Annotated in this window: 9 protein-coding genes; 1 reads left to right on the top strand and 8 read right to left on the bottom strand. The window is 52.2% G+C overall.

All coding sequences use genetic code 11. The features are described from left to right. Positions 1-253: 253 nt before the first annotated feature. The 4 genes from guaA to fsa all read right to left on the bottom strand — a co-directional run bounded on the left by guaA (position 254) and on the right by fsa (position 5,387). The gene (guaA, locus tag ACI31J_RS00445) at positions 254-1,810 is read right to left on the bottom strand and encodes a glutamine-hydrolyzing GMP synthase (protein ID WP_439772500.1); all 1,557 of its coding nucleotides are present in this window, start codon (positions 1,808-1,810) and stop codon (positions 254-256) included. Between the two features lie 329 nt (positions 1,811-2,139). After that, a complete protein-coding gene (gene tkt / locus ACI31J_RS00440) occupies positions 2,140-4,164 on the bottom strand; it encodes a transketolase (RefSeq protein WP_439772499.1) in 2,025 nt (674 codons plus the stop codon). After that, positions 4,161-4,706 (bottom strand): triose-phosphate isomerase, encoded by a 546-nt coding sequence (locus ACI31J_RS00435; RefSeq protein ID WP_439772503.1) that lies wholly within the window; start codon positions 4,704-4,706, stop codon positions 4,161-4,163. Before ACI31J_RS00435 ends, tkt begins: the two co-directional genes overlap by 4 nt. A 27-nt stretch (positions 4,707-4,733) precedes the next feature. Then, the gene (gene fsa / locus ACI31J_RS00430) at positions 4,734-5,387 is read right to left on the bottom strand and encodes a fructose-6-phosphate aldolase (RefSeq protein WP_439772498.1); all 654 of its coding nucleotides are present in this window, start codon (positions 5,385-5,387) and stop codon (positions 4,734-4,736) included. 275 nt (positions 5,388-5,662) lie between these two features. On the opposite strand from fsa, the gene ACI31J_RS00425 reads away from it, so the two are divergent. After that, positions 5,663-6,844: an ATP-binding protein gene (locus tag ACI31J_RS00425; protein WP_439772497.1), complete on the top strand. Its 1,182-nt coding sequence runs from the start codon at positions 5,663-5,665 to the stop codon at positions 6,842-6,844. On the opposite strand, the gene coaA is transcribed toward ACI31J_RS00425, so the two are convergent. The 4 genes from coaA to kduI all read right to left on the bottom strand — a co-directional run bounded on the left by coaA (position 6,841) and on the right by kduI (position 10,403). Next, positions 6,841-7,764: a type I pantothenate kinase gene (gene coaA / locus ACI31J_RS00420; protein WP_439772496.1), complete on the bottom strand. Its 924-nt coding sequence runs from the start codon at positions 7,762-7,764 to the stop codon at positions 6,841-6,843. The two genes, ACI31J_RS00425 and coaA, sit on opposite strands and share 4 nt — an antisense overlap. Positions 7,765-7,855: 91 nt before the next feature. Continuing rightward, the gene (locus tag ACI31J_RS00415) at positions 7,856-8,608 is read right to left on the bottom strand and encodes an IclR family transcriptional regulator (protein ID WP_439772495.1); all 753 of its coding nucleotides are present in this window, start codon (positions 8,606-8,608) and stop codon (positions 7,856-7,858) included. 119 nt (positions 8,609-8,727) lie between these two features. Next, positions 8,728-9,543, bottom strand: a complete 816-nt coding sequence (gene kduD / locus ACI31J_RS00410) for a 2-dehydro-3-deoxy-D-gluconate 5-dehydrogenase KduD (protein WP_439772494.1) — start codon at positions 9,541-9,543, stop codon at positions 8,728-8,730. Between the two features lie 11 nt (positions 9,544-9,554). Further along, complete coding sequence (gene kduI / locus ACI31J_RS00405; protein WP_439772493.1) at positions 9,555-10,403, bottom strand: 5-dehydro-4-deoxy-D-glucuronate isomerase; 849 nt, start codon at positions 10,401-10,403, stop codon at positions 9,555-9,557. Between the last annotated feature and the right edge of the window lie 59 nt (positions 10,404-10,462).

Below are 10,462 nucleotides of genomic sequence, written 5' to 3'. Positions count from 1 at the left end.
CTTCCTGCTTAATTTACGTCATTAAATTCGTTCAAGTTATTTCTTGCAATCTGCCATCATATTATTATCGCTAAGAAATTAACAAAAGGTACTACACAATTTGAATTTGCGTAGTACCTTTTGCCGTATTATCTGTTGGTAATTTTGGTAGACTTTTTGGTAGACAACTTGCGTTTAACTGCCTTTTCTACCAAATTTGAACCTCTACAAATGCCGTTATCTTAGGCTTCCCTCTTCATATTGTCCTATAATATCACTCGTACTCAATCGTCGAAGGCGGCTTACTCGTGACATCGTAAAGGATCCGGTTGACGTGGTCGACTTCGTTTACGATCCGGACTGAGATCTTCTGCAGAACATCCCATGGAATCTTGGCAAAGTCGGCGGTCATCCCGTCGATCGAGGTCACGGCCCGAATGGCAACCGCGTAGTCGTAGGTCCGGCCATCACCCATGACCCCGACGGAACGGATGCCCGGCAGGACGGTGAAGTATTGCCAGATCTTCTCGTCCAGGCCAGCCTTCTTGATCTCGTCCCGCAGGATGGCGTCAGATTCACGCACGATTTCCAGCTTTTCAGGCGTGATTTCGCCGATCACCCGAATTCCCAGGCCGGGACCAGGGAATGGCTGCCGCCAAACCAGTTCGTGCGGAATCCCCAGCTTTTCACCCAGTTCACGGGTTTCATCCTTGAAGAGCTTCCGCAGTGGTTCGATCAGCTTGAAGCCGAGCTTCTTTGGCAAGCCCCCAACGTTGTGGTGGGACTTGATCGTTTGGGCCGTGTCCGTCCCGGATTCGATCACGTCGGTGTACAGGGTCCCCTGGGCCAGGAAGTCGGCATCCGGAATCTTCTTGGCTTCTTCATTGAAGACCTCGATGAATTCCTTACCGATGATCTTCCGCTTCTTTTCGGGATCAGTAACGCCCTTCAGCTTACCCAGGAAGCGGTCGGCCGCGTCAACCTTGATGATGTTAACCCCCAGGTCCCGGTTCAGGGCGTTCATGACCTGGTCGGCCTCGTTCTTCCGCAACAGGCCGTGGTCCACGAAGATGCAGGTCAGCTGGTCGCCGATCGCCTTGTGGATCAGCACCGCCGTGACACTGGAGTCGACCCCACCGGAGAGGCCGAGGATGACCTTCTTGTCGCCGACTTCTTTACGAATATGTTCGATCTGCAGGTCGATGAAGTCATCCATCGTCCAGTTATCGTTGGCGCCACAAACGTCAAAGGCAAAGCGCCGTAGGATGTCGAGCCCGTATTCGGAGTTGCGGACCTCGGCATGGAACTGAATCCCATAGAACTTCCGCTCATCGTCGGCAATGGAAGAAATTGGGCAGTTCTTGCTGGTGGCCGTCACCTTGAAACCATCCGGAGCCTTGGTAACCAGGTCACCGTGACTCATCCATACATACTGCTTCTTTGGCAGGCCCTTGAAAAGGACTGCATCGTCATCGAGCACCTCGATGTCGGCCCGACCATACTCGGAGTTTTCGGCCTTTTCGACCTTGCCACCGAGATCATAGGACATCAGTTGCATCCCGTAGCAGATTCCCAGGATTGGAATCCCTAACTTGAAAATTTCTGGATCAACCTTGAATGCATCTGGATCATACACACTGTTTGGCCCACCGGAGAAAATGATCCCCTTAAGGTTCTTGATCTTCTTGACCTCGGCGGCCGTAATCTTATGCGACAGCAGTTCGGAGTACACCCCAAAGTCTCGTAGCCGGCGGGTAATCAGCTGGTTATACTGGCTCCCGAAATCAAGCACGATGATCTTATCGAATGCATCTAAATTGACGTTTGCCACAATGCCACTTCCTTTGATTGAAATTTTATTCTTAGAGGCTAGTTTACAGGCTAGAAGCCGGACGGTCAACCACATTTGGTGATTAATTGTTGTGTTTTTGCCGTCATTCTTATTATATCCACAAGCCGGGCGAATGTTCATCCCCAAATAGCGAAAATCAGCTTAAAAAACGGACCAGCCGGTCGCTGATCCGTTGCAAAGGAATGTTTATGTGTAAATTGATGGATAATTTTAGTCAGATTAATCGTTCAAAGCTGCCGCCAGAAGTGCTAGTTCCTGAGTCCCTGCCTGCTCATCAAGCTGGTTGTGCTCTGTGTCAACAACTGTAATCATTTTTCATCCTCCTTTCGGTTCATCGCTAAAAAGCGTTCAACAACATTATCAACGGTGAAGCCGTACCGGGCAGTGATCGTTTGGCCATCCCCACTCTGGCCAAACTGGTCGACCCCGATCACGTCACCGTCAATCCCCACATACTGGCGCCACATGACCGGTGACGCCATCTCGACGGCTAACCGGGTACGGATATTATCCGGCAACACCTGCTCGCGGTAGGCCGCTGGTTGCTGGTTAAAGCGTTCCATGCTGACCATCGACACGACCCGGACCTTGATCCCGTGTTGCTTTGCTAGACGTTCCCGTGCGGCCAGGGCCAAGGATAGTTCCGACCCACTCGCCATGATGATTCCTTCTGGCTTATGGGTGTCGGCCACCACGTAGGCGCCCCGTTCGCCCAGCGCCCCAACGGTTTCATCGAGGACGGGCAGGCCCTGGCGGGAAGCAATGATCACGCTTGGCCGGTCGGTCGTCTTGGCGATCGTCTGCCAAACGGCAACCATTTCGTTGGCGTCGGCCGGCCGGAAGACCTGGACATTCGGAATCGTCCGCAGCATTGCCAGTTGTTCAACCGGCTCATGGGTTGGGCCGTCTTCCCCCACCGCCAAGGAGTCATGGGTCAGAATGAAGATTGACGGCACCCTTTGCAGTGCAGCCAGGCGGATCGCGGCTTTCAGGTAATCGCTGAACACCATAAAGGTTGAGCAATAGGCCCGACTGCCGCCATGAAGGTTAATCCCGTTGGTGATCGCCGCCATCGCAAACTCCCGAACACCAAAGTAGATATTCCGGCCCCCGTAGTTAGCTGGCTTGAAGGTGTCATAGTCCTTCAAGAGGGTCTTGTTGGACGAGAAGAGGTCCGCCGAACCGCCCCAGAGCTGCGGGTTCCGCTTGGCAAGATCCTGCATCGCCTCGGAATTGGCCACCCGGGTCGAGACCTGCTCCCCAGACTGGTGATGGTTAGTCAGGTCCCGAATGTCCAGGCGCTGATTCGTCAGTTGAGCAGCTTCGGCAGGAAATTCCCGCTGGTAATCGGCGAAGAGGCCCTGCCACTCGTTGTAGCGTTTCTTCTTGTCAAACACGTACTCGGCAAATTGCTGATATACAGCATCCGGGTATTCAAACGGCGGATACTCCCAGCCGTAGTTTTCCCGGGTAATGGCCAGGTTGGCGGCCCCCAGCGGTGAACCGTGGACCTTGCTGGTTCCCTCATCTGGTGAGTTATAACCGATTGTCGTTTTGACCTCAATCAGGGACGGTTGGGCTGATTTCTGAGCCCGGATGATCGCCTTGGCGATGGCATCCAAGTCACCACCATCTGGAACCAACTGGTAGTCCCAGTGGGCGGCCATGAAGCGTTCCCCGACCTGCTCACTGCAGCTGAGATTTAGCGGGCCATCCAGCGAAACGTCGTTGGAATCGTAGAGCACGATCAGCCGGCCCAACCGGTTCTTCCCGGCCAGCGCCATCGCTTCACTGGCGATCCCCTCCATCAGGTCGCCATCCCCGACGATCGAGTAGGTATAGTGGTCAATGATCGGATAGCCGGGCTTATTGTACAAAAGTGCCAGGTGCCGCTCGGCCATCGCCATCCCCACCGCCATCGCGAATCCCTGACCCAGGGGACCAGTGGAGGCATCCACTCCCGGTGTCAACCGATATTCGGGGTGGCCTGGAGTCCGGGAGTCAAGCTGCCGAAAGTCCTTGAGGTCGTCGATCGACAGGTCAAAGCCGTTGAAATGCAGAAGACTGTACAGAAGCGACGAACAGTGTCCACCGGAGAGAACAAAGCGGTCACGGTTCAGCCACTGGGGATCAGTCGGGTTGAAGTGCATGAACTTCTCCCAAAGGGTGTACGCCAGCGGGGCCATTCCCATCGGCGAACCAGGGTGGCCACTATGGGCCCGTTCGATCATATCAATACTCATAAAGCGCAGGGCGTCCACCGCCTGCTGGTCTTGTTCAGTGAACTGCGACTGCGGAGCCAGCAGTACTGACGCGTTTCGACTAGTAATCATTTTCTTACCTCATTTTCTTCGTGTCGTTTGAAAAATGGATCGCAGAGCAACCCATCCACGTTAATGTCATTCATTACCTGGTTTTGAGCCGTTTCGAGCAGCTGGCCGCCATAGACGATTGCCACCTGACGCGCTTTCTGAAGGCCATATCGGCCGGCAAGGAGGTCGCGGATTTGGCGGTGGGCAATTCGAATACGTTGGGCGTCCGCGGGAAGCCAGCAATCAAAAGACCACTGCGGCCGATAAACGATGGTCACTTGATTAATCGAGGACGCAGTCACATTGCGGAACAGCCCCGCAAGCTGGGCCAGAATCTCCTCGAAGAATTGCATAGGCTGCAAGCGCTGATCACCTTCATCGAGGCAAATAAACAGCCGGCGATGGGCAGTAAGCGCCCGGCAAATATTGCGACCGGCCAACCCGCTCCCCTCGCTGTGACATTCGATCCAGGCATAGTCGTTGATCGTAATCACACTATTTTTCGTGATAATCTCCAGCGGCAATTGCCGGGAACCTTGTGATGGCAAAACACTCTTTAGCATCCTAATCACCATTCACCTTTCTATTTTTTATTTCTGCAAGCGTTCAAACTCCGCCCAATCCTTCTCAAAGGCTGCCAAGCCCTGATCCGTCAATGGATGCTTCCATAGCTTAACCAGGATCTTGGCCGGGATCGTCGCGATGTCGCAACCGGCCAGGGCGACCTGCTCGACATGCTGGTAGTGACGGATCGACGCCGCGATGATCTCCGTTTGGTAGCCGTAGTTATCAAAAATCTGACGAAGCTTTTGGACCAGTTCGACCCCGTCCGCCCCAATGTCGTCAAGGCGGCCAAGGAACGGACTGACGTAGGTGGCACCAGCCTTAGCCGCCAGCAGCCCCTGCATGGCTGAGAAAATCAGGGTGACATTGGTCTTGATCCCCTCTTGGGCCAGGACCTTAACCGCCTTGAGACCCGAAGCAGTCATCGGGATCTTAACCACGATGTTGTCCGCCCACTTGCTCAGCTCCCGGGCCTGTTCAATCATCGCCGGGGCCTCTTCGGCAGTCACTTCCGCGCTGACCGGGCCGTCGACAATGGCACAGATCTGCTTTTCGACGCTCTCCCAGTCTTTCCCTTCCCGGGCAATCAGGGTAGGGTTTGTGGTGACCCCATCGATGATCCCGAGTTCGTTAATCTTTTTGATATCTTCGACATTTGCCGTATCTGCAAAAATCTTCATCGTCATATCTCCTTAGTCATTTTTCCGCTCGTTAAAGCATGCCTAATTTCTTAAGCGGTCTGTGATGGAGTGTCAAGCAGATTTCTTTGATCAATTTTTGCGCAACCGTTCGCCCTTCAGTCCCCACGCCAATTGTTTTTACTAAAATTTACCAATTTTACCAGATAATATGCACCAATATTGGTAATGAATTTGGAATTAATTCCAAATTTGCCGGATAGTCCAATTACTGTTAAAATGGTCCGATAGGTTATATCAGAACGGAGAAATCAAAGATGTTTATCAGATCAATTCAGCTAGACCAATTAGAGAAGTGCACCGACATCCAGTGCATTAAAGTCATTATCGGCGTTCGACGGTGCGGGAAGACAATTTTACTAAGACAAGTAAAAGATTCGCTGCGCCGGCACGGGATTGCCAATAACCAGATTCACTTCTTCAATTTCGGCCAGCTTCACCGGCGGCAACTGGTCGATTGGCACCCGCTCGCTGCTTCAATAAGTAAAAAGCTCATCGAGAAAAAGAAAAACTACCTCTTTCTCGATGAGCTCGACCAGCTTGACCATGTCCTGCCCTTCTTGCAGGAGATTATCAAGCACCGTAATGTTAGCCTTTACGTGACCGCCGCTTCACAATCTTTTTTAGACCGGCTGGCTCCCCTTCAGGCCCGGCTGCTTATTATCCCGGTGTTGCCGCTGGGCTTTGCCGAATTCTGCCAGCACCAGCATCAGCCGGCCAACCAGCAGGGTCTCTATCAATACCTTAACATTGGCGGTTTTCCCTTTGCCCAGGACGTCCGTGACCAGCTCACCCGGGAAAGCTACCTGGACGGGGTGTTAAACACCATCCTTGTCAATGGCTTTACCAAACACAGCACCCTGTGCAACCCATTTCTGACCAAGCAGCTGGCTATTTTCGTCGCCGGCCAACTGGGTGCGCCCCTTAACGCCTCCCGGGCCGTCAGCGGCTTAAAGGAATTCGGCATTCCCGCGTCAAGCAAGACCCTGAGCACCTATCTCTCCGTGCTTGCCGATACCTACCTTTTCTATCCCTGCCACGAACTCGACCTCGCTACCAACCAGGTCAAACCAACCAACGCCAAGTACTACCCGGTCGACCCCGGCCTGCGCAACTACCTAACCAATCAAAAAGGAGCACTCTCCCAGCCAAATCTGGAGGCACTCCTCTTTATTGAACTCATCCGTCGGGGCTATTTAGTCTACTCCAACAAACGGTTCACCTTCATTGCCGATCGTCATCAGCAACGCACATATATTCAATTCGCATATTCAGTCCGCAACCAGCGCGAGTATGACCGGGCGACCGCCAGCTTACGCACGCTCCCGGCTGACTGCCAAAAGCTCCTGATCGTCTTCCGGGCCGCCGACATTTTGTCCCAGGACCCGGCAATACCAATAACCCTCTTGACCGACTGGCTCATCAATAGGTACGGCTAATCTCGCCGCAAGTAAACCCGATCAACTATGTGGCCCACTGTCTTATGCAGGATCACGTTGGCTCGATTCTTCGTCGGCAGGATGAACTCCTCTAAGTTCGGCAAGTCGACTCGCTGCCAGACGTCCCGGGCCATCTTAAAAGCCTCATCCCGGTCTCCCTGGGAGTATGGGTAGTAGTAGTTGGATGGATCAGTGAAGGCCGTATCCAGCAGCATCCCAAAGCGTTGCAGGTACCACTGCTCGACCAGGTCCGGATCGGCATCGACGTACAGTGACAGGTCAAAGTAGTCACTGACATAGAGGCGTTGGTTCGTCGGCAGCTGGAGGGTGTTGATCCCTTCGACGATCAGGATATCGGGCTGCTCAATCAGCTGCGGCCGGTCTAGCTGAACGTCGTAGACCTGATGGGAATACGTTGGCGCCTTTAGTTCCGGTTCTCCCGCCTTGACGTCATTTAAGAACTTCAGGAGTCGCTCCATGTCATAGGATTCCGGAAATCCCTTCCGGTCCATGATCCCCCGCCGTTCCAGTTCCGCGTTAGGGTAAAGGAAACCGTCCGTGGTCATCAATTCGACCCGTTTATCCGGTAGGAGCTTATTAAGCAGGATACTGAGCAGGCGGGCAATCGTACTCTTCCCAACCGCCACCGAACCAGCGATCCCGATGATGTAGGGAACGCGGTGGACTGGTTGGCGAAGAAAGTTGGCCTTTTGCATCTGCCACTCCAAAAAGTTCTGGTAGCGCAGCTGGATCAGTTTGATCAAGGGGAGGTAAATATCTTGAACATCCTGAATCGAGATCCGGTCATTCAGGGACTTGATGTCTTCCAAGTTGTCCTGACTTAAGCGGACCTTATTGGTCGGGAAAAAGCTGTGCCAGGTTTGCCGGTCAAATTGTTCATAATTCATCCATTCATCCATTAGTCATGTTTCCTTAGTCTAATTTTTCGTAAGCGTTTACTAGTAGTATCTTACCACATCGCTTCCCGCTTGGCACTTGACTAACCCCCGGCTACAGCTGGGCCAGGATCTCCTGCTGGGTCTGCTTGCCCAACTGGACAAACTTTTTCTTCTTCTCCTCGGTGATCCGGTACTGGGGGGTACTGATACTGAAGGCCCCATAGATATGGCCCTGTGAAACCAGGGGGAAACCGATGCAGTAGACCCCTGGCTGGTTTTCAATGTTATCAATTGAATACCCGCGCTGCCGGGTTGCCGCCAGATCCCGAATTAGAGTTTCGCGGTCAGTAATGGTGTTTTCGGTCAGCTTCTGCGGCTTAACCGTCGCCAAGTACTTGTCCAATTGGCGGTCCGAGTATTCTGCCAGCAGCGCCTTCCCCATTGAGGAGGAATACATATTCATCTTGCCGCCGACAATCGACACCAGCTTAATACTGTGCGTACTCTCCAGCTTGGAAAGGAGGATAATGCTGTTATCCTGAACCATCCCCAGGTTAATTGTCTCCCCCGTGGCGTCCCGCAGCTTGCGCAAGGCTGGCCGCGCAATCTCAATAATATTGATTGAGCGGTTGACCGATTCGGCGTAGTGCAAGAAGACCGTCCCGAGGCGGTAACGCTTATCGTCACCCTCCGCCCGAACGTAGCCACAATATTCAAGCGTTTTTAATATCTTATAGATCGTCGGCTTAGAAATGGCAATGTTTTTGCTTAGGTCGTTGAGGGTCGGAGCCTCCGCCGCTTCAGCAATGTAATCAAGGATCTGTTTAGCTTTTAATAAGACAGTTCCATAGAGTTTGTTTTCCATTATTTCACCCACTTTACATACTCACTCAGCATTTTACCATATTAAAAAACTAAAGCAGCTAGATCCAGAAGGAGGTGTGGACCCAACTACTTTAGCCAGATTAATGTATGTATGTTTTGCTACCGGACGAGGTAACCGCCGTCAACCGGCATGATCGTACCGTTGACGTAGTTGGCAGCATCGCTCGCCAGGAATACTGCAACCCCCATCAACTCATGCGGTTCGGCCCAGTGTCCGGCAGGAATCCGATCGAGGATTTCTTGATTGCGGGCCTTATCAGCCCGGATTGGTGCCGTGTTCGCCGTTTTAATGTAGCCGGGGGCGATGGCGTTGACTTGAACACCATAAGCACCCATTTCACTGGCAAACGCTTTGGTCAGTCCGGCAACCCCATGCTTTGACGCCGTGTATGATGGGATAAACTTACCGCCCTGGAATGACAGCATTGAACCAATGTTGATAATCTTACCGTGGCCCTGCTTAGCAAAGACCTTCGCTACGGCCATTGACATGTGGTAGACAGCGTTCAGGTTGATATTGATTACCGCGTCCCAGTCCTTATCCTTTGATTCGAGGATTGGGTTCCGCTTGATCATCCCCGCGTTGTTGATCAGGATGTCAATGTGGCCAAAAGTCTCGATTGCCCGGTCGACAACTTCCTGAGCAATGCCCTTTTTGGTCAAATCCACGTCCATGAATTCAACCTTGCGGCCACGCTTTTCGATCATTTCCCGTGTATCGTCCCAGCCTTGAGTCCCGTAGGTTGGGATAAAGATATCGGCGCCGGCCTCGGCTAATGCTACCGCATAGCCTTGGCCCAGCCCGGTATTCCCACCGGTGATGATGGCCACCTTACCGGAAAGGTCAAAGGCCGACATCTTGAACTTGTCGAGGGCCGCCTCGTTTTGCTTAATTTCTTCTTGTGATTGTGGCATTTAAATCCTCCTTACTTCAAATCGTGCATGTCGACCATGTCCATGTCGTCGTAGGTCTGGTTTTCACCGCACATTGCCCAGATGAAGGAGTAGTTGGTTGTCCCAACCCCACAGTGAATTGACCAGCTTGGGTTGACAACTGCTTGTTCCGGTTCCATGACGATGTGCTTGGATTCATCGGGCTTCCCCATAAAGTGGAAGACCCGAGTATCCTTGTCGCCAAATTCGCAGTACATGTAGGTTTCCATCCGCCGCGCGTGGGTGTGGCAAGGCATGGTGTTCCATGAGTTCCCAGGTTCAAGCACCGTGTACCCCATCTGCAGCTGGCAGGTGTCCATGCTTGAGGCATCGATGTACTTGTAAATCGTCCGCTTGTTCATGTGCTCCTGGTCGCCCATCGGCATTGCGATCGCATCCTTGAATGGCAGCTTCTTGTTAGGATACGTTTTGTGTGCTGGGGTAGAAACAACATAGAACTTGGCCGGATCATTATCATCATCCGAAGCGAAGACAACGTGCTTAGCACCCATTCCAATATAGTAACCATCGTGGGCCACAATCTTCTCTTCTTGACCATCGATCGTCACGGAGCCGTTCCCACCGATGTTGATGAAGCCCAGTTCACGCCGTTGCAGGAAGTAATCTACTCCCAAATCCTTATCAAGCTTGATTTCCAGCGGTTCGCCAGCCTTTGGCGTTACCCCGCCGAAGATCATCCGATCGTTGTACGTGTAGGTAAGAAGAATGTCACCCAATGAAAAAATCTTTTCCATTAAAAATTCTTGTCGTAATTGTTTAGTATCATAATGTTGAATATCTTTTGGACTATGAGCATAGCGCGTTACCATCTTAAAGCTCATTTGTTAATTCCTCCGTTTCCTAAAAAGAAATACCATTTCCTTATTCGAGTATTATTATA

Origin of the sequence: Limosilactobacillus sp. (assembly GCF_051873075.1) — a bacterium.
Classification (GTDB): Bacteria; Bacillota; Bacilli; order Lactobacillales; family Lactobacillaceae; genus Limosilactobacillus.
This window is presented reverse-complemented; position numbering and strand designations above follow the sequence as displayed.

What these genes read in the sequence shown, in the direction of transcription:
- tkt (WP_439772499.1), bottom strand. Translation starts at nt 4,164, where the DNA reads ATGATTACTAGTCGAAACGCGTCAGTACTGCTGGCTCCGCAGTCGCAG.
- ACI31J_RS00435 (WP_439772503.1), bottom strand. Translation starts at nt 4,706, where the DNA reads ATGCTAAAGAGTGTTTTGCCATCACAAGGTTCCCGGCAATTGCCGCTG.
- fsa (WP_439772498.1), bottom strand. Translation starts at nt 5,387, where the DNA reads ATGAAGATTTTTGCAGATACGGCAAATGTCGAAGATATCAAAAAGATT.
- ACI31J_RS00425 (WP_439772497.1), top strand. Translation starts at nt 5,663, where the DNA reads ATGTTTATCAGATCAATTCAGCTAGACCAATTAGAGAAGTGCACCGAC.
- coaA (WP_439772496.1), bottom strand. Translation starts at nt 7,764, where the DNA reads ATGGATGAATGGATGAATTATGAACAATTTGACCGGCAAACCTGGCAC.
- ACI31J_RS00415 (WP_439772495.1), bottom strand. Translation starts at nt 8,608, where the DNA reads ATGGAAAACAAACTCTATGGAACTGTCTTATTAAAAGCTAAACAGATC.
- kduD (WP_439772494.1), bottom strand. Translation starts at nt 9,543, where the DNA reads ATGCCACAATCACAAGAAGAAATTAAGCAAAACGAGGCGGCCCTCGAC.
- kduI (WP_439772493.1), bottom strand. Translation starts at nt 10,403, where the DNA reads ATGAGCTTTAAGATGGTAACGCGCTATGCTCATAGTCCAAAAGATATT.